At 64.7% G+C, this 20,464-nt stretch carries 20 protein-coding genes; 6 read left to right on the forward strand and 14 right to left on the reverse strand.

Annotation, left to right across the window (positions count from 1 at the left end):
- Positions 1-9 precede the first annotated feature (9 nt).
- From AB4Y79_RS02680 to AB4Y79_RS02700, 5 genes are all read right to left on the reverse strand, one after another.
- Positions 10-954, reverse strand: coding sequence for an ABC transporter permease (locus tag AB4Y79_RS02680; protein WP_441858532.1), 945 nt, complete (start codon positions 952-954; stop codon positions 10-12).
- Complete coding sequence (locus AB4Y79_RS02685) at positions 944-1,873, reverse strand: ABC transporter permease (protein WP_441858534.1); 930 nt, start codon at positions 1,871-1,873, stop codon at positions 944-946. Before AB4Y79_RS02685 ends, AB4Y79_RS02680 begins: the two co-directional genes overlap by 11 nt.
- 124 nt (positions 1,874-1,997) lie before the next feature.
- Entirely contained in the window at positions 1,998-3,680 is a 1,683-nt protein-coding gene (locus AB4Y79_RS02690) for a peptide ABC transporter substrate-binding protein (RefSeq protein ID WP_441858536.1), read from the reverse strand.
- 291 nt (positions 3,681-3,971) lie between these two features.
- Positions 3,972-5,732 (reverse strand): ABC transporter family substrate-binding protein, encoded by a 1,761-nt coding sequence (locus tag AB4Y79_RS02695; RefSeq protein WP_441858538.1) that lies wholly within the window; start codon positions 5,730-5,732, stop codon positions 3,972-3,974.
- 150 nt (positions 5,733-5,882) lie between these two features.
- Complete coding sequence (locus tag AB4Y79_RS02700; protein ID WP_441858540.1) at positions 5,883-6,134, reverse strand: DUF1272 domain-containing protein; 252 nt, start codon at positions 6,132-6,134, stop codon at positions 5,883-5,885.
- Between the two features lie 114 nt (positions 6,135-6,248).
- Between AB4Y79_RS02700 and AB4Y79_RS02705 the strand changes: the two genes are divergently transcribed.
- Genes AB4Y79_RS02705 through AB4Y79_RS02715 form a run of 3 tightly spaced genes read left to right on the forward strand, consistent with a single transcriptional unit; the run spans position 6,249 to position 8,290 of the window.
- Positions 6,249-6,941: a histidine phosphatase family protein gene (locus AB4Y79_RS02705; protein ID WP_441858542.1), complete on the forward strand. Its 693-nt coding sequence runs from the start codon at positions 6,249-6,251 to the stop codon at positions 6,939-6,941.
- Between the two features lie 24 nt (positions 6,942-6,965).
- On the forward strand, positions 6,966-7,523 hold the full coding sequence (locus tag AB4Y79_RS02710; protein WP_441858544.1) for a DUF3090 family protein: 558 nt from the start codon (positions 6,966-6,968) through the stop codon (positions 7,521-7,523).
- Positions 7,523-8,290, forward strand: a complete 768-nt coding sequence (locus AB4Y79_RS02715; protein ID WP_441858546.1) for an SCO1664 family protein — start codon at positions 7,523-7,525, stop codon at positions 8,288-8,290. The genes AB4Y79_RS02710 and AB4Y79_RS02715 overlap by 1 nt, the downstream gene beginning before the upstream one ends.
- Before the next feature lie 135 nt (positions 8,291-8,425).
- Here AB4Y79_RS02715 and ychF read toward each other — a convergent pair whose 3' ends face one another.
- Positions 8,426-9,511, reverse strand: a complete 1,086-nt coding sequence (gene ychF / locus AB4Y79_RS02720; RefSeq protein ID WP_441858548.1) for a redox-regulated ATPase YchF — start codon at positions 9,509-9,511, stop codon at positions 8,426-8,428.
- A 90-nt stretch (positions 9,512-9,601) separates the two neighbouring features.
- Here ychF and AB4Y79_RS02725 point away from each other — a divergent pair, with 90 nt between their 5' ends.
- On the forward strand, positions 9,602-10,828 hold the full coding sequence (locus tag AB4Y79_RS02725) for a DNA recombination protein RmuC (protein WP_441858550.1): 1,227 nt from the start codon (positions 9,602-9,604) through the stop codon (positions 10,826-10,828).
- A 97-nt stretch (positions 10,829-10,925) separates the two neighbouring features.
- Here the strand turns inward: AB4Y79_RS02725 and AB4Y79_RS02730 are convergent, their stop codons facing one another.
- Both AB4Y79_RS02730 and AB4Y79_RS02735 read right to left on the reverse strand, forming a co-directional pair.
- The gene (locus AB4Y79_RS02730; RefSeq protein ID WP_441858551.1) at positions 10,926-12,005 is read right to left on the reverse strand and encodes a 4-hydroxy-3-methylbut-2-enyl diphosphate reductase; all 1,080 of its coding nucleotides are present in this window, start codon (positions 12,003-12,005) and stop codon (positions 10,926-10,928) included.
- Positions 12,006-12,014: 9 nt separating this feature from the next.
- The gene (locus AB4Y79_RS02735; protein ID WP_441858553.1) at positions 12,015-12,866 is read right to left on the reverse strand and encodes a hypothetical protein; all 852 of its coding nucleotides are present in this window, start codon (positions 12,864-12,866) and stop codon (positions 12,015-12,017) included.
- Positions 12,867-13,027: 161 nt separating this feature from the next.
- Between AB4Y79_RS02735 and xseA the strand changes: the two genes are divergently transcribed.
- Both xseA and AB4Y79_RS02745 read left to right on the forward strand, forming a co-directional pair.
- Positions 13,028-14,362: an exodeoxyribonuclease VII large subunit gene (xseA, locus tag AB4Y79_RS02740; RefSeq protein ID WP_441858555.1), complete on the forward strand. Its 1,335-nt coding sequence runs from the start codon at positions 13,028-13,030 to the stop codon at positions 14,360-14,362.
- Positions 14,359-14,577 (forward strand): exodeoxyribonuclease VII small subunit, encoded by a 219-nt coding sequence (locus AB4Y79_RS02745; RefSeq protein ID WP_109863708.1) that lies wholly within the window; start codon positions 14,359-14,361, stop codon positions 14,575-14,577. Before xseA ends, AB4Y79_RS02745 begins: the two co-directional genes overlap by 4 nt.
- A 75-nt stretch (positions 14,578-14,652) precedes the next feature.
- On the opposite strand, the gene AB4Y79_RS02750 is transcribed toward AB4Y79_RS02745, so the two are convergent.
- The 6 genes from AB4Y79_RS02750 to AB4Y79_RS02775 form a co-directional block, all read right to left on the reverse strand.
- Complete coding sequence (locus tag AB4Y79_RS02750; RefSeq protein WP_441858557.1) at positions 14,653-15,507, reverse strand: polyphosphate kinase 2 family protein; 855 nt, start codon at positions 15,505-15,507, stop codon at positions 14,653-14,655.
- 51 nt (positions 15,508-15,558) lie between these two features.
- Entirely contained in the window at positions 15,559-16,779 is a 1,221-nt protein-coding gene (locus tag AB4Y79_RS02755; RefSeq protein ID WP_441858559.1) for a pyridoxal phosphate-dependent aminotransferase, read from the reverse strand.
- Between the two features lie 140 nt (positions 16,780-16,919).
- Positions 16,920-17,882, reverse strand: a complete 963-nt coding sequence (locus AB4Y79_RS02760) for an ABC transporter substrate-binding protein (protein WP_441858561.1) — start codon at positions 17,880-17,882, stop codon at positions 16,920-16,922.
- Positions 17,879-18,625 carry an ABC transporter permease gene (locus AB4Y79_RS02765; RefSeq protein ID WP_441858562.1) on the reverse strand — a complete coding sequence of 249 codons (747 nt, stop codon included), beginning with the start codon at positions 18,623-18,625 and terminating at the stop codon, positions 17,879-17,881. Before AB4Y79_RS02765 ends, AB4Y79_RS02760 begins: the two co-directional genes overlap by 4 nt.
- Positions 18,622-19,350, reverse strand: a complete 729-nt coding sequence (locus tag AB4Y79_RS02770; RefSeq protein WP_441858564.1) for an ABC transporter permease — start codon at positions 19,348-19,350, stop codon at positions 18,622-18,624. The genes AB4Y79_RS02765 and AB4Y79_RS02770 overlap by 4 nt, the downstream gene beginning before the upstream one ends.
- A complete protein-coding gene (locus AB4Y79_RS02775; protein ID WP_441858566.1) occupies positions 19,350-20,450 on the reverse strand; it encodes an ABC transporter ATP-binding protein in 1,101 nt (366 codons plus the stop codon). The genes AB4Y79_RS02770 and AB4Y79_RS02775 overlap by 1 nt, the downstream gene beginning before the upstream one ends.
- Between the last annotated feature and the right edge of the window lie 14 nt (positions 20,451-20,464).

The raw sequence follows: 20,464 nt of genomic DNA on the forward strand, positions 1-20,464 counted from the left end.
CTTTATCTCTCATCGCTGACGGCTCTTCGGGTCGAGGGCGTCGCGCACGGCGTCACCCAGCATGATGAAGCTCAACACGGTGATGGACAGCGCCGCAGCCGGGTAGAGCATGATTTCCGGCCGGGTCCTGATCGACGCCTGCGCACCGGCGATGTCGTTGCCCCAGGACATGATGCTCTGCGGAAGGCCGATACCCAGGAAGGACAGGGTGGCTTCTGCCACGATGAACACGCCCAGTTCCAGGGTGGCCAGGACGATGATGGGTGCCAGGGCGTTCGGCAGGACGTGGCGGATCAATGCCCCGAACTTTGAAACACCCAACGCGCGTGCGGCGGTGACGAAGTCCGCGTTGCGTACCTCAATCACTGCGCCGCGGGTAATACGGGCCATCTGCGGCCACGCGAGGAGCGAGATGACGAATACCACGGTCCACACGCTCTTGTTTTCCCGGAACAACGGAAGCTGGGTAATGACCAGCGCACCCAGGACCAGCGGCAGGGCGAAGAAGATGTCGCCCAGGCGTGCGAGCACGGCATCGATCCAGCCCCCGTAGTAGCCGGCGAGGGCGCCGAGGGTCACGCCGATGACCAGGACGCAGAGGACCGAGAGCAGGCCCACGGAAAGCGAGGCCTGCGTGCCATGGATGACCCTGGAGTAGACGTCGCAGCCCTGGAAGGTGAAACCGAACGGGTGCCCGGCGGTGGGGCCGCCTTCGGAGTTGGCAAGTTCGCAGCCATCGTTGGGGGGCGTGGACGTGAACAGGCCGGGGAACAGCGCAATCACGACCAGGGCAAGGATCAACAGTGCCGAGATGATGAACAGCGGACGACGGCGGAGCTTGCGCCACGCGTCTGCCCACAGGCTGAGCGGGGCCTGGTCAGTCTTGACGGCGTCCGTTGCCTGCAGTGGCGTCTCTTCAATGGGGGCCACGAAGTGGCTGTTATTACTGGTCATAGCGGATCCTCGGGTCAAGCCAGGCGTACAGGAGATCGACAAGCAGGTTGGCCACTACGAACACCAGCACCAGCACGCTGACGATGGAGACGATGGTGGGGCCTTCACTGCGGAGGACTGCCTGGTAGAGCTTGTTGCCTACGCCGGGAACGTTGAAGATGCCCTCGGTAACGATGGCACCACCCATCAGGCCGCCAAGGTTCGCGCCCAGGTAGGTAACCACCGGGATCAGCGAGTTGCGGAGGATGTGCGCCAGAACCACCCGGGGCCGCGAGAGCCCCTTGGCGGTGGCGGTCCGCACGTAATCGGCGTTCATGTTCTCGCTCACGGACGCACGGGTCAGGCGGAGAACATAGGCAAAGGAGACGAGGCCCAGGACCACAGCCGGCAGCAGGAGGGTGCCCCAGTCGGCATTGGCGCCCACAGTGGGTTTTGCCCAGCCCAGCTGCACGCCAAAGACGAGCTGGAAGACGAAGCCCAGCACGAAGGTGGGAACTGCGATGACCACCAGCGAGGCCACCAGGACGGTGGAGTCGAACCAGCCGCCGCGGCGAAGGCCCGCGAAGACGCCGAATGCGACGCCAAAGACTGCCTGGATGGCCAGCGCCTCGACTGCCAGCATGGCCGTCACCGGGAAGACCCGGGCGAGGCTTGCTGCGATGGGCTGGCCGGTGAAGTCGTTGCCCAGGTTGAAGGTGAAGAGGTTCTTAAGGAACAAGCCGTACTGGACCCAGAAGGGCTGGTCCAGGTGGTACTGGCTGCGCAGGGTGTCAATGACTGCCTGCGGGGGCTGCCGGTCGCCGAACAGCGCGGCGATGGGATCGCCGGGCAGTGCGAAGACCATGTAGTACACCAAGAGGGTCGTGCCGATGAAGACAGGGATCACCTGCAGGAGTCGGCGCAGGATAAACCGGATCACAGGATCACCTGCCTTCCGGTAAAGGGAAAAACGCGTTCATGAATGCCTTCCTGCCGCTTGCAAGCCAATGGGGGCCCGGACGTAACCGGAACCCCCATCAGCCTTCGGCAAGTTAGATCTGGGCCTACTTGGCGGTGATGCCGTAGTAGAGGATTTCACCGTTCCAGCCGGTCTCGGCCTTCACGATGTTGTTGCTCCACACGATCGGCCGTGCCTGGTCCCAAAGCGGCAGGCCGGGCAGGTCCTGGAACAGGATCTCCTGTGCCTGGTTGAACTTGGCGTTGGCCTCGTCGGTGCTCTTGGCGGCAAGGCCCTCCTTGAGGAGCTTGTCGAACTCGGGGTTCGAGTACTTCTCGTAGTTGGAGGAAGCGCCCGTGGCCCAGACCGGTCCCAGGAAGTTGTAGAGCGACGGGTAGTCACCCTGCCAGCCCGCACGGGTCAGGCCCGGCAGCTGCTGGGACTTGCGCAGGTTCAGGACTTCGGCGAACTTGGCGAACGGCTGGATTTCAGCCTGGATGCCGAGGTTGTTCTTGAAGCCGTTGGCGACGGCGTCGATCCATTCCTTGTTGCCACCGTCGGTGTTGGAGGCGATCTGGAGCGGCTTGGAGGCGTCGTACGGCTGGATCTTGTCGGCCTGGGCCCACAGATCCTTGGCCTTCGCGGGATCGAAGTTCAGGACTTCGCTGCCCTTGATGCCTTCCTTGAAGCCGTCGATGACCGGCGGCGCGAAGGCCTTGGCCGGGGTGCGGGTGCCGTTGAAGACCACCTTGGCGATTTCCTCGCGGTTGATGGCGTAGGACAGAGCCTGGCGGCGCAGCTTGCCGGCTTCTCCCTGGAAGTTGGGGTTGTAGCCCGGGATGTTCAGGGTGGAATCGGTGGCTACGGGCTTGGTGGCGTTCCGGTCCGGGAAGTCGTTGACGTAGGTCTTCAGGGCGTTGGACGGCAGGACGTCAGTGATGTCCAGGTTGTCCGACTGAAGGTCGGTGTATGCGGGGCCCGGGTCGGTGTAGAACTTGAAGGTCACGCCGCCGTTCTTGGCCTCGCGGGTGCCCTTGTAGTCGGCATTCTTCACCAGGGTGATGGACTGGTCATGGACCCAGGAACCCTGCTTTTCGAACTTGTAGGGACCGTTGCCTACCGGGTTTTCACCGAAGGTCTTGGGGTCTGCCAGAGCGGCGGAAGGAAGCGGGTAGAAGGCGGAGTAGCCAAGGCGCAGGGACCAGTCGGCCTCGGGCTGGGCCAGCTTGACCGTGATGGTGGAATCATCTATTGCCTGCAGTCCGGACATGGTGTCGGCCTTGGGGGCCGGGGTGGTGGTGGTCTTGCCGTCAGCACCCTTGACCGAGTTAACGGCCGAGACGTCCTCGTAGCCGGCGATGGACTCGAAGAAGAAGCCGTTGTTCTGCAGGTTCTTGGAGTTCGCGGCGAAGTTCCAGGAGTCAACGAAGGTCTTCGCCGTGATGGCTTCCCCGTTGGTGAACTTGGCGCCCTGCTTGACCTTGATGGTCCAGTTCTGGGCGTCGGACGACTCGATGGAATCGGCCAGTGCGTTAACTGCCTTGCCGTTGGCGTCGTAGCTGCGAAGGCCTTCGAAAAGCAGGTTTACGACGCGGCCGCCGTAGACCTCATTGGTGTTCGCCGGCAGCAACGGGTTTTGTGGCTCATTGCTGTAAGCGGTGATGACCTTGTTCGGATCGCCGGCAGCGGTGCTGGACCCGCCAGTGCTGCCGCCGCCGCCGCACCCGGTCAGGGCAAGCGCGGCGATTGCCACGATGCCCAGTGCTTTGGAAGTGCGCGTGAAACGCATTCCGCCTCCTATGAGTTGTGGGAGAGAAATATTGGGGAAATCTTGTGCTTCCCCGCAGGTTGGACACAGCTGACCGCTGTGACGAAACCTACATATACGGGTTAGCCTAACCGCACGAAGTCCGAATACTGGTACTCCGTTGCCAAACCGTGACCGGAGCAGTCCAATACCCCGCGACGTGGTGGGCAGTTACGCACGTCACATGCTACTCGCCGGTACGCTGGACGGCGAATCGGCCGCGTGAGCGTTCACGTCCCGGCGCGCCTGAACCCGGCAAACTGCCTTTCAAACCTAGGCCAGACGCCAGTCCCAGACGTTCCACCAGACGCCCACCGGGCCCGGGCTGGTTTTCACGCCGGCCACACGGGAGTTGAACGCGGTGGTGCCCAGGGTTTGGTAAAGCGGCAGGCCGTAAGCGTCCTCCCAGATGTGCCTGTCAATCTCGGCAAGCAGCTCATCCTGTTTGCCGAGGTCCGTGGTCACGGCCAGTTGCGCCATCACTTTGTCCGCATCGGCGTCGGAATAGCCCGTGAAGTTGCTGCCGCCCCCGGTGCGGAAGATCTGCGGCACCCGGCTTACTCCCGCTTCCGTGCCGATCCACCCGGACAACGCCGCGTCATAGCCGCCCCGGCTGAGCGAAGCCGCCCAGTCGGCGCTTGCCTGGCCGCCGTCTTCCACCCGGAAGCCCGCACGCTCCGCTGAGTCCCGGATCAGGGCGAACGCCCTGGCACGGTTGGGGTTGTCCCGGTTGTACAGGATCCGCACGGTGGGCGTGGCCCCCTTCAGGAGACTCCTGGCGGCATCGATGTCCACCTCGGCGTAATCCGAGGAACCGTTCTTCTTCACCGTGTCGGCGTACTTGGGCTGATCGGGCAGGAAGACTTGGGAGTCCAGCGGCTTGTCGTCCAGTGATTGCCCGCCCAGCACGGCATCCACGATTTCCTGCCGGGGAACCGTTTTGAGGAAGGCCTCGCGGACGTCCTTGTCCTTGAACGGCCCGGTGAAGTTCAGGTCCAGGTGGTCGTAGCCGGCCTGCTTGTAGCGCTGCACGGTGATGCCCTGGCCGGACAGGCCCGTGAGCAGTGCGTCAGTGGCCGCCGACGGCTGTGGCGAGATGATGTCCGCCTGCCCGTTGCGCAGGGCATCGACGGCGGCGGGCACGGCCCCGGTGAACCTGACGTTGATCTCATCCAGCCAGGGTTCCTGGCCCCACGTGTAATCCCGGTTCCGGACCAGTTTCATGGAGACTTCCGGCACGATGTCCTGGACGATGTACGGACCGTTGGAGAGGTACAGCGCGGGGTCGTCCGGAATCTTCTTCGCGTCGAAACCGGTGTTCCAGAAGTCGCTGACCTTTTTGAGCTCAGGGATGATCACCGGTTTTTCCGGGTTGCCACGCGGAGTGTCCTTGAGGAGCTTAACCAGGTCCTCCTCGTCGGTGAGCCCGCTCTTGGCTGCAACAACGTGGGCCGGGAGCCCGACGTCGAACGCCACTTCCCAGTCGGCGTACGGCGCCGCGTACTCGATGGTGATGGATCTTCCGTCGGAGCCGATTTCCGGAAAGACGGTGCCCGCCAGGCCGGTGGCATTGGAGGCGGTTGCGAAGTACTTGGTGCCTTTGCCGGTGCCGGGGTCGACGTCGTCGAAGTAGCCGGACCCGGCGGCCCAGCTCAGCAGGAGGTCGGCTGAGCCCACCTGAGCCCCGTCGGACCACTTCACTCCCTCGTTCACGGTGTATTTCACCTTGAGGGGCTGGTCCGAGACTTTTTCGTAGTGCCCGAACTTGTCGTTCCGGACCACCTTGGAGCTGTCATCGAGGAAGAAGAAGCCGGAATGCGTGATGGCGCCAATCTTCGTGTTGATGTCGGTGTTGCCGTTTGCGCTGAACGGGTTGAAGGACGAGAAGGCGTTGACTTCCGCGACGGTCACGCTGCCGCCTCGCTTGGCCTCCCCCACCACCACCGACGGGGCGCCCCCGCCGGAGCATCCGGCCAGAACCAGGACAGCCGCCACCGCAGCAGTGAGCAGTTGCATCAGGCGCCTGACCGGCATGCCGTCTCCTTTGTGTTTTCCCTCTTCGGAGGGGAACGGGTCGCCACGAACACGCCCTGTAAAATCAGGATACGCGGTGCCGCTGCCCAGTCATCGAGTCCTGTCCCCCTCCATATCAAACGGGGGCTTCCGGAGCAGTTGACCCCGGCTTCAGGCCAGGGTGTCCTGCTTGAGGCAGCCGGGAGATACCACCCTGATCGTGCTCGGCGGATTGTTGACCAGCGCCGCCACGGGGCGCACCGGCCGTCGCTGCAAATCACCGCCGCAGTTAGGACAAGACCTGTTGGGGAAGCGCTCGACGCAGTCCGGGCACCAAGTACATTCAAAGGTGCAGATATAGGCAGCATCGGAAGGCGCAATGTCGCGGTCGCAACATTCGCAGTTGGGGCGGATCTCAAGCATCCAACAACTCTAAGTCGGCTTCCTGCACGCGAATGCCCGACCAGGCATCGAACCGGAACCCCACCACGGACATCTCTGCCCACGAGCCATCGACAGGGTGGTTAGGCTGGGTGGATGGCGACCGTTATTCTCGTGCGGCACGGCCGCACCACAGCCAATGCCACTGGACTGCTGGCCGGACGGGCCGCTGGCGTCAGCCTGGACCAAATCGGGCGGGACCAAGCGGCCCTGACTGGGGACCGGCTCGCGCCGGTGCCTTTGGTTGGGGTGGTGTCGAGCCCGCTTGAGCGTTGTCAGCAGACCGCCCGGCTCATCCTGGATCGCCAGGCAGGCGCGCCGTTCGCGCCGGTCGATCCCGATCTTACCGAGTGCGATTACGGCCAGTGGCAGGGCCGCCTGCTCAGTGATCTCGCCACCGAGGAACTATGGCCGGTTGTGCAATCCCAACCGTCCGCCGTCGTCTTTCCGGGCGGCGAATCCATGGCCGCGATGCAGGCCCGGTCAGTGGCCGCTATTCGACGCCACGATGCAGCATTCGAAGCCGAGTACGGGCCAGGGGCCGTGTGGGCTGCGGTGAGTCACGGTGACATCATCAAGTCAATCCTCGCTGACGCGTACGGCATGCACCTGGACCTGTTCCAGCGTATTAACGTCGGCCCGGCATCCGTCTCGATCGTGCGCTACGGTGCTGATCGGCCGAGCGTCTACGCGACCAACACCGATGCGGGTGACCTGTCATGGCTGTCGAACGGCATCCACTCCGGCGATGCGCCGGTGGGCGGCGGTGCAGGGCAAACGGCGCCATGAACCTCATGTGCCTAGAATACTGACATGCCTACACGTGTTCACGAGTTTGACTGGCCTGATCGGGTGGTTGTTGGCACCGTTGGCGTTCCGGGGGCGCGTACGTTCTACCTGCAGGTGCGCGCAGGGACGCAGGTGGTCAGTATTGCCATGGAGAAGCAGCAGTCGGCCCTGCTCGCGGAGAAGATCGACGAAATTCTCGACCAGCTCATCACCGTCGAAGGCAACCCCTTCAGCGTTCCCACGGGCACTCCCATCGAACTGGTGGACAACGACCAGCTCGAGGCCGTCCAGGAGCAGTTCCGCACCGGCGCCATGAGCTTAGGGTGGGACCCAACCACCGCTCAGGTCGTGATCGAGGCGCACCCCATCACCGATGCCGATGCTGATGCTGATGACGACGAATCGCTCGACGAGGACAGGGCTGAGGAGTCCGAGATGCTGCTGGTGCGAATGCCGGTCGGTACGGCCCGTGCCTTTGCCAAGCGCACCCGTGAGATCGTGGGCGCCGGCCGTCCGGCGTGCCCGCTGTGCGGCTACCCCATCGACGCCGACGGGCATACCTGCACCTTTCCCGAGGTCTGATGCCGGCGCCGGACCTGGCGACTGCGGAGCTGACGCTCACCGGCCGCATCACGACGGCCTCAAACGCCACCTTCCTGGGCAGCATCGGCGACACGACGGTGGTCTACAAGCCGATAGCCGGGGAGAAGCCGCTGTGGGATTTTCCAGACGGCTTCCTTGCCCACCGCGAAGTTGCCGCGTACTTGGTCTCGGAGGCCCTCGGCTGGAACGTGGTGCCACGAACCTGGCTGCGCGATGGTCCGTTCGGCGAAGGAATGGTGCAGCTATGGCAAGAGCAAGACCCCGCCCAAAGCCCCGTGGACTTAGTCGCGACGGAGCATGTGCCGGAGACGGGCTGGAAACAGGTCCTCGAGGGTCAGGATGAGACGGGGCGCATGGTCGCCCTCGTTCACGAAGATTCGCCGGCACTCAGGCGCATGGCGGTATTCGACATCATCGTCAATAACGCCGACCGCAAAGGGGACCACATTCTGGCGATGGCCCACGGACACCGCCACGGAGTAGACCATGGGCTCACTTTTCACAGTGACCACAAGCTGCGCACGGTGCTGTGGGGATGGGTGGGAGACGCCCTGACCGCCGAGGAAAGCGCCGGCATAGACCGTGTCAGCGAAGGACTGGACGGCGGACTGGGCACTGACCTGGCGGACTTGCTCAGCTCAGAAGAAATCGCGTCACTCGCCGCGCGCTGCGCCCGGTTGCGCGTGGCAGGGCGGTTTCCGGCTCCCAGCGGTGAGATGTCGGCGGTGCCCTGGCCGTTGTTCTAAGGGAATTGCGGCTGCTGGCTTGACAGCTCGTTGTGAAGCAAACTGAGGCCGGCTTGGCAAGGGGTGGCCGAAAGCGCATAGCCGCCAGGAACACGTGTTCTTGGCGGCTATCGCATTGGCCTGCTGGATCAGGAGCTAGACGTTGAAGCGGAACTCCACCACGTCGCCGTCGGCCATGACATATTCCTTGCCTTCGATCCGGACCTTGCCGCGGGACTTTGCCTCGGCCATGGAACCTGCGTCGACGAGGTCATTGAAGGAGACCACCTCGGCTTTGATGAACCCGCGCTGGAAGTCAGAGTGGATCACACCGGCGGCCTGTGGTGCTGTATCGCCCTGCCGGATGGTCCAGGCGCGGGTCTCTTTCGGCCCGGCGGTGAGGTAGGTCTGCAGCCCCAGCGTATGGAAGCCAACACGGGCCAGTTGGTCCAGGCCGGATTCGTCCTGGCCGTTCATCTCGAGCATCTCGCGGGCTTCCGCCTCGTCCAGTTCAACGAGGTCTGATTCCAGCTTCGCGTCGAGGAAGATGCAGTCGGCCGGAGCCACCATGGCCCGCAGCTCTTCCTGCTTTTCCGGGCTGCCCAGGATTCCCTCGTCCGCGTTGAAGACGTAGATGAAGGGCTTGGCCGTCAGCAGGCCGAGTTCCTTCAGGTGCTCCATCTCCAGTTTGTCGCTCTTGATCGAGGAGAAGATGGTGTCGCCGCGTTCCAGCACTGCCTGGGCAGCCTTGACGGCGGCCAGTTCGGCGGCTTCGCGCTTCTTGATCTTGACTTCTTTTTCGATCCGCGGGACGGCCTTCTCGATCGTCTGCAGGTCGGCGAGGATCAGCTCGGTGTTGATTGTCTCCATGTCGGACCGGGGGTCCACCTTGCCGTCGACGTGGATGACGTCGGGGTCATCGAACACGCGGACCACCTGGGCGATCGCCTCGGCCTCGCGGATGTTGGCCAGGAACTGGTTGCCCAGTCCTTCGCCCTCCGAGGCGCCCTTGACGATGCCGGCGATGTCGACGAAGGACACGGCGGCGGGAAGCACGCGCTGGGATCCAAAGATGGCGGCCAGCTTCTCCAGCCGCGGATCCGGCAGGTTGACGACGCCGACGTTGGGCTCGATCGTGGCGAACGGGTAGTTCGCCGCGAGCACCTGGTTGCGGGTCAGTGCGTTGAAAAGAGTTGATTTGCCGACGTTGGGCAGGCCGACGATGCCAATAGTAAGAGCCACGAGCATTGATTCTACCCGCCGGTTCCCTGCGGCCAGTACCCGGGAATGTCACTGGCCGTGATTGTCAGAGGCCCGTGCAACAGTGAAGCCATGGATGCTTTTGCCTTGATTCTGGCCCTTCTCATGTTGCTGCTCGGTGCAATCGCCGGTGCAGCCGCCACGTATGTCCTGCTGCGCAGGAACTCACGCGGACTGGAGGCGGACTTTGACGGAGTCTCGTCCCGTCTTTCGGAGGTGACGGCCCAGCTGGCAGCGGCCGACGCCGAGCGGCGGCTTTTGGCCACCCAGAACCGTGAGCTGGGCGAGGCAAGGACTCAGGACGGCAGCGTGCTGCGTGCACTGGCGCCGGTGGCCGAGAAGCTGTCCGCGGTCCAGCAGCAGGTGGCACTCCTGGAACGGGACCGGGTGGAACAGTACGGCCAGCTTGCACAGCAGTTGCAGGAAGCCCGGCTGTCCGACGAACAGCTGATCCGCTCCACGCACGCCCTGGAATCTGCCTTGCGGTCAAACAGCGCCAGGGGCCAATGGGGCGAGGTACAGCTTCGGCGCGTCGTGGAGGCCGCGGGGATGCTCCGCCACGTGGACTTCGTGGAGCAGGTCCACAGTGCGGGCCACGATTCTTCCGTCCGACCCGATCTGGTGGTGCAACTGCCGGGCGGCAAACAACTGGTGGTGGACGCCAAAGTGCCGTTGTCGTCCTATCTTGAGGCGCAGGATCTGGGTACTGCGGATCCCCGCACAGTCCAGCCGTCCGGGGTCCGGGCCAGTAACGACGCCCGCAGCCAGGCACTGCTGGCGGCCCACGCCAAGGCCTTGAGGGCGCATGTGGACGCGTTGGGCACCAAGAAATACTGGGAGATCCCAGGGAATTCCCCGGAGCTGGTGGTCTGCTTCATTCCGGCAGAATCCATCCTTGCCGCGGCGCTGACGGCAGACGCCGGTCTCCTGGACCATGCGTTGTCGCGGAACGTGGTCCTGGCCTCGCCGAGTACCCTGCTGGCGGTGCTGAAATCCGTGGCGTTCACGTGGCGCCAGGACGTCCTGACGGACAGCGCCCGCGAGTTGTTCGAGCTCGCGCGACAGCTGTACGACCGGATGGGCACCTTGGGTGAGAACGTCGGGAAACTCGGTTCTTCCCTGAAGTCGTCGGTGGACCGCTACAACGCCATGGTGGGCACCTTGGAAGCCCGGATCCTGCCCACGGCGCGGAAGCTCAACACCTTGGACGAGGCTGGCCTGGCCACGCCTTCCCTTGTCGAAGCAACGCCGCGCGCCTTGGTGGCACCCGAACTCCAGGGCGATGACGAAGCGGCCTGAGGATAGTCCTTGGATGCTGGAAGGGCCAGGCAGTTGCGACTGCCCGGCCCTTCCTTATTAATTCTTGCGTATCGCCTTCGCCTGCTGCGGTTGATCGTCAGCTGCGGGGCCGGCGGCCGCCCAGGGCGCGGCTGACGTCGCCGGCTTCCTTGAGGGTTGCCCGGAGCTCCTTGGGCAGGGAGAACAGCAGGTCTTCCTCGGCAGTGACCACTTCCTCCACCGCACCATAGCCATAGTCGGCCAGGAGCCTCAGGACGTCCTGCACCAGGACCTCCGGAACAGAGGCGCCGGACGTGACGCCCACGGTGGCCACGCCTTCAAACCAGGCTTCGTCAACCTCGTTTGCGAAGTCCACCCGGTACGAGGCCTTGGCGCCGTATTCCAGCGCCACCTCCACCAGCCGGACCGAATTGGAAGAGTTGGCGGAGCCCACCACGATCACCAGGTCAGCTTTAGGCGCGATCTTCTTGATGGCCACCTGCCGGTTTGTGGTGGCATAGCAGATGTCATCGCTGGGCGGGTCCTGCAAGGTGGGGAACCGGTCCTTGAGCAACCGGACGGTTTCCATGGTCTCGTCGACACTGAGGGTGGTCTGCGACAGCCAGATAACCTTCTCGGGATCGCGGACTGTGACCTTGTCCACTTCGTGGGGTCCATTGATGATCTGGATGTGGTCCGGCGCCTCACCGGAGGTGCCTTCCACCTCCTCATGGCCGTCGTGGCCGATCAGGAGGATGTCGAAGTCGTCCTTGGCGAAGCGGACGGCTTCCTTGTGCACCTTGGTGACCAGGGGGCAGGTGGCATCGATAGTGCGCAGGCCCCGGGTCTCGGCGGATTCAACCACGGCGGGGGAAACCCCATGGGCGGAGAAGATCACCAGCGCGCCCTCCGGAACTTCGTCAGTCTCGTCCACGAAGATGGCGCCCTTTTCCTCCAGCGAGCTGACCACGTGGACATTGTGGACGATCTGCTTGCGGACGTACACCGGCGGCCCATAGTGTTCCAGCGCCTTCTCGACGGCGATCACTGCCCGGTCAACACCGGCGCAGTAGCCGCGGGGCGCGGCCAACAGCACCTTCTTGGTTCCGTTCACGGGGGCCGCGGCCGCCACTTCCTGGGGCGAGCGGCGCCGGCGCGGAACGGTTGGCATCGAAAGGGGTACAGCCGAGGTGGTCATCCCTCCATGCTACCGGCTGGCCCGCACCCGTTTCCGGGACGCGAACAACGTCACAATTCCCACTGCCACCAGGACGCCGCCGGTCACCGCGGTGGCGGCGATCCACGATTGGAAGTCTGCGGCTGCGGCGCCCACGAATTGGTCGCGGAACATGTTGGCCACCGCGTTGCCCGTGTCCGTGGTCACGGCCCGGGCCGATCCCAGTTGCACACCGAGCGACCACAGTCCGGCGAGGGCCAGGCCACCAATGCCGGCAGCAAACAGCACGGTCCAGCGGCGGCGGGCTGCAACAAATGCCAACAGGAATGCAATGCCGGAGCCGATGGCGGCGATGTAGCCCATGGGCGCGTAGGTGGCCAGCCGCTCCGCCCATTCGCGATGTGCGGGCTGGCCGACGTTGATCAGCGTCTGTTCAGGCGGGTTGAGGGGAAGGCGGGTGGCACGGGAGATTTCCTCCGAACCGAGCGCAACCAACGGGGCCACATCAAGGGTCAGCGACGACGCCGGAGCGTTGCCGGAGGACTCCCCCGCGGGGCTGGCGAAGCTCAGGCGGTGGCTCCTGCGAAGGGTCTCCTCCCACGCTGCGGGGTAGCCGGGAAGCTGGGTCAGGGACTCCGCGGCTTTCTCCAGCACCGAATCGACCAGCCCCGAAAGGGCACCGGGGACCGAACCGGTATCGATCGTTCCCACGGCCGCGCCAGCGAGTTTCTTCTGGAAATCCGCGTTCTTGCCAAGCGGCGCCGCAAGCCGGACAAATCCGTCTTCCTGGATGATGTTCCGGTCCACCCACATGGCGGGTACGGCAACGGATGCCAGGAGGATGCCCAGCACGGTGGCGAGGGCGGAAATGAAAGTGCGCACGGCAGGTCCTTCGGGGTTGGGGGCCTCACTCCATCCTAGGCAGGGTGGCGGCCTGTCCCTGTCAGCCCCCGGTGCTACACCTTATGGATAAGGTTGATTGACCGCCCCACAACAGTTGAAGGACCCCATGCCCGCAGCACCAGCCCCGCAACGGCGTCCGCATGTCTGACCAGGCATCGCTTCCGGGTACCGCGCCCACTACTTTGCCGGCCACCGCTGCGGAAACCAGCCCGGACAATCCTTGGCCGCTGCAGCTGTTGTCGCAGAAGCTGAAGGCGCATATCGACCGGACTCCCTCGGCGTGGGTTGAAGGCCAGGTCATCGAGCTGAACCGCCGCGGCACCAACGCGTACATCACACTTCGCGACGTTGATGCGGAAGTATCGCTGCCAGCGTCCGTCTGGACGAAGGTGCTGGAGCGGCAGAACCTTCCGCTGGAGCGCGGCTCGCGCGTGGTGGCACTGCTGAAGCCCGAGTTCTGGATGAAGACCGGCCGGTTGAACATGCTGGTGCGGGATATCCGTCCGGTCGGCTTGGGCGACCTTCTGGCCAGGATCGAGCGGCTGCGCCAGGCCCTGGCGGCGGAGGGCCTGTTTGCCGACTCCCGGAAGAAGCCCCTGCCCTTGCTGCCACATCGCATCGGCCTGATCACCGGCCGCGACTCGGACGCGAAGAAGGACATCCTGCGCAACGCAGCGTTGCGGTGGCCGGCCGTGGAGTTTGAGATCCGTGAGGTGGCCGTCCAGGGCAACACCGCGGTGTCCCAGGTGGTCCGCGCACTCCGGGAACTGGATGAACTTCCGGAGGTGGACGTGATTGTCATCGCCCGGGGCGGCGGAGCCTTGGAAGACCTCCTGCCGTTCAACAGCGAAGACCTGGTCCGGGCCGTGGCTGCGGCAGCCACCCCGGTGGTCAGTGCCATCGGGCACGAGGCCGACCGTCCGTTGCTGGACTACGTTGCCGATCTTCGTGCCTCCACGCCCACCGACGCTGCCAAACGGATCGTCCCGGAAGTCTCCGAAGAACTGGCAGGCGTCCGCCAAGCACGCGAACAGCTGCGACGCTGCATGGAACGGTTGGTGGACCGCGAGTCGGACCGGTTGGCGGCGCTCCACTCAAGGCCAGTGATGGCAGCTCCCGAAGGCATGGTTTCCATCCGGGCCGAGGAAATTGAGCGGCTGCTGCGGCGCTCCTCAGCGGCAGTGAACTCCACCGTGGTGCGGGCAGCGGACCAGCTGGAGCACCTGAAGGCCCAAGTACGCGCACTCTCCCCCCAGAAGACGCTCGACCGCGGGTACGCCGTCGTCGAACTGGCGGGTGACCAGAGCGCACGGATCGCCGCGTCCGGCCACGCCGTTGTACGCCGCCCCGCCGAGGCGCCGGCGGGCTCCGCCTTGTCCATCCGGGTGGCGGAGGGCCGTTTTGGCGCAACCTCCACCGGGGTGCTGCAACCAGCAAACCCAGACCACCACCAGGGATCGGAAGAGAAGGCATGACCGAACAAAAACCGGAGTCAGACGTTGCGGGGCTGAGCTACGAGGAGGCCCGGGAGCAACTCATCGCCGTGGTGGGCAGGCTGGAGGCAGGAGGGGCAAGCCTGGAGGAATCCCTGGCGTTGTGGGAGCGCGGGGAGGCCCTGGCCGCACGCTGCGAGGAGTGGCTGGAAGGCGCACGGAAACGGTTGGCCGCTGCCCGCGACCAGCCGCTCTGAGGCCGACACCCCCTGACCCGGGCCGTGTCGCCGGGCTCTGGCCTTGGGACCTCCGGCTCCGGGCCGCACCCAAAGTCAGGACCGGGCTACCAGCTCCCGTTCAATGTCGACATCGAACTCGGCCTTGGGCCACTCCAGGCGAAGATCGGACAGCGCCGACATCACCAGTTGCTGGACGGCGATCCGGGCAAACCACTTCTTGTTGGCCGGAACCACGTACCAGGGGGCCTCGGCCGTGCTGGTTTCGTCGAAGGCGGCTTGGTAGGCCGCCATGTAGTCGTCCCAAAAGGCGCGTTCCTTCAAATCACCGTTGCTGTACTTCCAGTGCTTGGCAGGATTGTCCAGGCGGGCCAACAACCGGGACTTTTGCTCATCCTTGCTGATTTTCAGCATCACCTTGACGATCCTGGTGCCGGCGTCGGTCTGGCGAGCCTCGAATTCGTTGATGGCCCGGTAGCGTCGGGTGATTTCGTCCGGGGTTGCCCAGTTGTGGACCCGGTGGATGAGGACGTCCTCGTAATGGGAGCGGTCGAAGATACCCACCATTCCGGCTGCCGGCACCTCCTTCTCGATGCGCCAGAGGAAATCGTAGGATTTCTCCTGCTCAGTGGGCGCCTTGAACGCCTTGAACTGGACGCCTTGGGGGTCCATGGTGGCCATGACGTGGTTGACGATTCCGCCTTTGCCTGCCGTGTCCATCGCCTGCAGGACCAGGAGGATCCGCTTTTTCCCGCCGAACCGTGACTCCGCGAACAGCTTTTCCTGCATGTCTGTGAGCTTCCCGTCCAGGTCCGCCAGCAACGCTTCGCCGTCAGCTTTGTTGCCGCTGTAGCCCGGGGTGGCGTCGGGGTCCACAGCGGCCAGGGAAAATCCCTTCCCGACGCGCAGGGTCTCAGAGGGGTGCTGGTCGAAACCGACGATGCTGGCCATGGGGGTCCTTCCACGGGAGGGTCACGGACGCGGTGCGCCCGTGACCACAGGCTAGTTCCCCTGGTACCGGCTTAGGAAGTCCCCCATCCGGCCGATGGCTTCCTCGATGTCCTTGACGTTCGGCAGCGTGACCATGCGGAAGTGGTCCGGCCGCACCCAGTTGAACGCGCGGCCGTGCGACACCAGGATCTTCTGCTCCCTCAGGAGGTCGAGGACGAACTTCTCGTCATCCCTGATGTGGTAGACCTCCGGGTCAAGGCGCGGAAAGAGGTACAGGGCGCCCCTCGCCTGCTGGGTGCTGACGCCCGGAATGGCGTTCAGCATGTCGTAGGCCTTGTTGCGCTGCTCCAGCAGGCGGCCGCCCGGAAGGATGAGGTCGTTGATGCTTTGGTAGCCGCCGAGTGCCGTCTGGATGGCGTGCTGGGCCGGAACGTTGGCGCAAAGGCGCATGTTCGCCAGGAGGTTGATGCCTTCGAGGTAGTCGGCGGCCTCCTTTTTCGGCCCGGAAATCGCCATCCAGCCGGCGCGGTAGCCGCAGACCCGGTATGCCTTGGACAAGCCGCTGAAGGTCAGGCAGAGGACGTGGTCGCCGGTGAGCTTGGCGAGGTTCACATGGACGGCGTCTTCGTACAGGATCTTCTCGTAGATTTCATCGGCAAATATGACCAGCCCGTGCTTTTCGGCCAGCTCCACGATGCGCTTCAGCGTGGCTTCGGGGTAGACGGCCCCGGTGGGGTTGTTCGGGTTGATGACCACGATTCCCTTGGTGCGGGGCGTGATTTTCGCTTCCATGTCCTCAAGGTCCGGCTGCCAGCCGGATTCCTCGTCGCACAGGTAGTGGACCGGCTTGCCGCCGGCGAGCGCCACGGACGCGGTCCAGAGCGGGTAGTCCGGCGTGGGAATGAGGACCTCGTCCCCGGAATCGAGCAACGCCATCAGGGACATGGTGATGAGCTCGCTGACACCGTTGCCCAGGTAGATGTCGTCCACATGGATGTTCTGGATACCGCGGGTCTGGTAATACTGCGACACCGCGGTGCGTGCGGAGAAGATGCCGCGGGAGTCACTGTAGCCCTGGGCGTGTGGCAAGTGGCGGATCATGTCCACCAGGATGGCGTCGGGCGCCTCGAATCCGAACGGCGCGGGGTTGCCGATGTTCAGCTTGAGGATCCGGTGGCCCTCCGCCTCCATTTGCTGGGCGGCTTGCAGGATCGGTCCACGGATGTCATATAGGACGTTGTTGAGCTTTGTGGACTGCCTGAATTCTGCCATCCCTCAAATATGCCACAGGAAGGATGCATCACCGTTGAGACCTCCGCCACACGCGCGGCGGCGGCTGCCGGACCTGTGAAAGTCCGGCAGCCGCCGTCGTGATCACCTGATGATCCCCGCCCGGGCGGGGAAGCGCGCTGCTACTTTACGATGCCCTTGTCTTTTAGCCAGGCGGCTGCTGCCGTCTTGGCATCCTGCTTCTGGCTGCCGCTGACAGCCCGGTTGAGGTTGATCAGGTCATCGGTGGTGAGGATGCTGGACACGGAGTTGAGGGCCTGCTTGGCCTTGTCCGTCATCTTCGCCTTGTTGTACAGCGGCAGGACCTGCTGGGCGATGAAGTTGTTCTTGGGGTCATCAAGAACCACCAGGTCGTTGTCGGCGATCGAAGGAGTGGTGGTGTAGATGTCGGCCACCTGCACCTTGTCCTCGAGGAGCGCCTTGAGCGTCACGGGGCCGCCGCCGTCGCTGAAGGGCTCCAGCTTCTTGGGTACGCAGTTGTAGTTCTTCTTCAGGCCCGGCAGGCCGTAGGCGCGCTCACCGAACGTGGCCGGTGCCCCCACCACGACGTCGCTGCAGACCTTGGCGAGGTCCTCGATGGACTTCAGCTGGTACTTCTCCGCTGTTGCTTTGGTGACCACCATCGCGTCCTTGTCCTCGGCCTTGGAGGCATCCAGCACGGCGAGGCCGTCCGGCAGCTTGCCCGGCAGTGCCTTGGCGATGTCGCCGGCGGAAACCTCGGTGGCTTCCTTGTTGACATACAGCAGCAGGTTGCCGCTGTAGTCCGGCACCACGTCCACCGAACCATCCTGGACTGCCTTGAAGTAGACCTCGCGGGAGCCGATGTTCGGTTTGGTGGTGGCGGTGATGCCGTTCGCATTCAGGGCACCGGCATACAGTTCGGCGATGATTTGGCTCTCCGGGAAATCGGCGGAGCCAACCACCAGGGACGTTGCCTCACCGGAGGCGCCGCCGCTGGATGCCGGTGCGTTGCTCAGCGGATTGGACGAGCCACCGCAGGCGGACAACGCCACTGCCAGGCCAAGCCCGGCGGCCAGTCCGCTGAAGGCCCGCCTGCCGAGGCGTGGTGGACGGCTATCTTTCATGACTTACCTCCTTGTACAACAGTCTCCGCAACCACGGGGTCTGTGAGATCAACCGCAGCCTCCTGGCTGCGGTGGGACTGCTTCGAGGCTCCTGTTGCCAGGAACAGCCTCTGGAATAGGGACAGGACCAGGTCGACAGCGATCGCCAGCCCGGCGATGAGCAGGGAACCGCCCAGCATCTGCGGGAAGTCGCTCAGGACCAGGCCGTCGAAGAGGTAGCGGCCCAGGCCCCCGAGGTTGATGTAGGCAACCACGGAGACCGTGGCGATCACCTGCAGAACGCCGGTCCTGAAACCGCCGAACATGACCGTCAGGGCATTGGGCAGCTCGGCCCGGAACAGGACCTGCAGTTCGGTCATGCCCATGGCCCGGGCAGCGTCCACCACGTTGCGGTCCACGCTTGAAATACCGGCGTAGGTCCCGGCCAGGAGCGGTGGGACGGTGAGGATCACCAGGGCCCAGATCGGGGGCATCAACCCAATGCCGGCCAGCAGCACGAACAGGATCAGCAGCCCCAGGGTGGGTAGGGCGCGCAGCGCACCGGCCAAGGCCACCACGGCCACCCTGCCCCTTCCGGTGTGGCCGACGAATAATCCAACGGGTACGGCGATGGCGGTGGCGATCAGCATGACCAGTCCGGTGTACTGCAGGTGCTCCCCAAGCCTGGTGGGGATGCCCATGCTTCCGGACCAGTGCGTTGGGTCGGCGAGCCAGGCAACAGTATCGGAGACGACGTTGCTCACGCGCGCCCTCCCGTCCCGGTTTCGGTGCGGAGCCGTCCCGCAGTGGCGTGCGTGCTGGTGCGGCCGGCACCGTCCCCGCGTTGGCGCCGGGTGCCGGTCCGCTCCCATGGTGTGAGGATGCGTTCCAGCAGGACGAGGAGGGCGTCCATCAGCAGTGCCAGGACCAGGATGGCGATGATCCCCACCACTACCTCGGTGACGAAGTCACGTTGGAGCCCATCGGTGAAGAGCATGCCCAGGTTGCCAACCCCCAGCAGGGCGGCAACGCTGACCAGGGAGATGTTGCTGACGGACACTACCCGCAAACCAGCGAACATAACCGGCAGGGAGAGCGGCAGGTCAACCTTCAGGAAACGTGCCAGCGGCTTGAACCCCATGGCCTGGGCGGCCTGGCTGACGTCGGCGTCCACGGAATCGAAGGCGTCCAGGGCCGCGCGGACCAGCAGCGCCACAGCATAAATGGTGAGCGCCACCACCACGTTGAGGGGGTCCAGGATCCGGGTGCCCAGGATGGTGGGCAGGATGATGAACAGCGCCAGCGAGGGGATGGTGTAAAGAAGGGACGACGCCGTCAGCACCACGGAGCGGAGGGCGCCGTTTTGCCTGGCCAGCTGGGCGAGCGGGATCGAAATCACCAGGCCCAACACCATGGGAACGAGCGCCAGCACCAGGTGCTGGCCGCCGCGCTCGAAGACCATGCCGCTGTTGGCCAGGAACCACTCCATCAGAGTGCCGCCTGCCGCAGCTGGCGCGCTTCTTCGATCAACGCCAGGACCTCGCCGCCGCGAACAACTCCGAGCACCCGGCCTTCGGGGTCCACGGCAACGCCAAGGCCCGACGGCGATGACAGGGCAGCGTCGAGGGCCCGCCGCAGGCTCTCCCCGGGACGGAACAGCGAGCCGCCGGGAACGAGTTCAGTTTCGGTGCCGGGTGCCGACCAGCCCAGCGGCCGCTTGTCCGCGTCCACCACCAGCTGCCAGCCGCCGGCGGCGCTGGGATCGGACACGTTCCCCCCGGCGCCGCGGATGATCGTGGGCACAGGGTGCAGGACCACGCCGTCGGACGGGGTGAACCCTAGGTGGCGGAAGCCGCGGTCGCGCCCCACGAAGGATGCGACGAAATTGTTGGCGGGCGCCCGCAGGATCTCCTCGGGCGTGGCGTACTGGGCCAGTTTGCCGCCGGTGGCAAAGACGGCCACCTTGTCCCCCAGGATGGTGGCCTCGTCAATATCGTGGGTGACGAAGACGATGGTCTTGGCGAGGTCCTTCTGCAGGCGCAGCAGTTCCTGCTGGAGTTCGTCACGGACAACCGGGTCCACGGCACTGAACGGCTCGTCCATCAGGAGCACGGGCGGGTCCGCTGCGAGGGCGCGGGCAACGCCGACGCGCTGTTGCTGGCCGCCGGAGAGCTGGGACGGGTAGCGCCTGCCCAGGGACGATGCCAGGCCCACCACGTCCAGGAGCTCCTCCGCGCGCCTGCGGGCGTCAGCCTTGGAGACACCGTTCAGCCGGGGCACGGTGGCGATGTTGTCCAGCACCGAGCGGTGCGGCAACAGTCCCGCCGACTGCATGACGTAGCCCATGGAGCGGCGCAGTTCAGCGGCCGGCACCGTGATGACATCCCGGCCGTCCACCGTGATGGTTCCGGAGGTGGGTTCCACCATCCGGTTGATCATCCTCAGCGACGTCGTTTTGCCGCAGCCTGAGGGACCGACGAACACGGTGACGGTGCCCTTGGCGATGGACATGGACAAACCGTCCACGGCAGGCTGGCCGCCCGGGTACTGCTTGGTGACGCTCTGGAACTCGATCATCGCCTGGTCCATGGTGCGGACTTACC

Origin of the sequence: Pseudarthrobacter sp. YAF2, assembly GCF_052113345.1 — a bacterium.
In the GTDB taxonomy this organism is placed as follows: Bacteria; Actinomycetota; Actinomycetes; order Actinomycetales; family Micrococcaceae; genus Arthrobacter.

Excerpts from the sequence above, each read along its gene's own strand:
- AB4Y79_RS02715 (WP_441858546.1), top strand. The coding sequence starts at position 7,523 with ATGCCGGCGCCGGACCTGGCGACTGCGGAGCTGACGCTCACCGGCCGC.
- AB4Y79_RS02700 (WP_441858540.1), bottom strand. The coding sequence starts at position 6,134 with ATGCTTGAGATCCGCCCCAACTGCGAATGTTGCGACCGCGACATTGCG.
- AB4Y79_RS02690 (WP_441858536.1), bottom strand. The coding sequence starts at position 3,680 with ATGCGTTTCACGCGCACTTCCAAAGCACTGGGCATCGTGGCAATCGCC.
- AB4Y79_RS02710 (WP_441858544.1), top strand. The coding sequence starts at position 6,966 with ATGCCTACACGTGTTCACGAGTTTGACTGGCCTGATCGGGTGGTTGTT.
- AB4Y79_RS02770 (WP_441858564.1), bottom strand. The coding sequence starts at position 19,350 with ATGGAGTGGTTCCTGGCCAACAGCGGCATGGTCTTCGAGCGCGGCGGC.
- AB4Y79_RS02775 (WP_441858566.1), bottom strand. The coding sequence starts at position 20,450 with ATGGACCAGGCGATGATCGAGTTCCAGAGCGTCACCAAGCAGTACCCG.
- AB4Y79_RS02705 (WP_441858542.1), top strand. The coding sequence starts at position 6,249 with ATGGCGACCGTTATTCTCGTGCGGCACGGCCGCACCACAGCCAATGCC.
- AB4Y79_RS02695 (WP_441858538.1), bottom strand. The coding sequence starts at position 5,732 with ATGCCGGTCAGGCGCCTGATGCAACTGCTCACTGCTGCGGTGGCGGCT.
- AB4Y79_RS02745 (WP_109863708.1), top strand. The coding sequence starts at position 14,359 with ATGACCGAACAAAAACCGGAGTCAGACGTTGCGGGGCTGAGCTACGAG.
- AB4Y79_RS02680 (WP_441858532.1), bottom strand. The coding sequence starts at position 954 with ATGACCAGTAATAACAGCCACTTCGTGGCCCCCATTGAAGAGACGCCA.
- AB4Y79_RS02755 (WP_441858559.1), bottom strand. The coding sequence starts at position 16,779 with ATGGCAGAATTCAGGCAGTCCACAAAGCTCAACAACGTCCTATATGAC.
- AB4Y79_RS02750 (WP_441858557.1), bottom strand. The coding sequence starts at position 15,507 with ATGGCCAGCATCGTCGGTTTCGACCAGCACCCCTCTGAGACCCTGCGC.
- AB4Y79_RS02760 (WP_441858561.1), bottom strand. The coding sequence starts at position 17,882 with ATGAAAGATAGCCGTCCACCACGCCTCGGCAGGCGGGCCTTCAGCGGA.
- xseA (WP_441858555.1), top strand. The coding sequence starts at position 13,028 with ATGTCTGACCAGGCATCGCTTCCGGGTACCGCGCCCACTACTTTGCCG.
- AB4Y79_RS02730 (WP_441858551.1), bottom strand. The coding sequence starts at position 12,005 with ATGACCACCTCGGCTGTACCCCTTTCGATGCCAACCGTTCCGCGCCGG.
- AB4Y79_RS02725 (WP_441858550.1), top strand. The coding sequence starts at position 9,602 with ATGGATGCTTTTGCCTTGATTCTGGCCCTTCTCATGTTGCTGCTCGGT.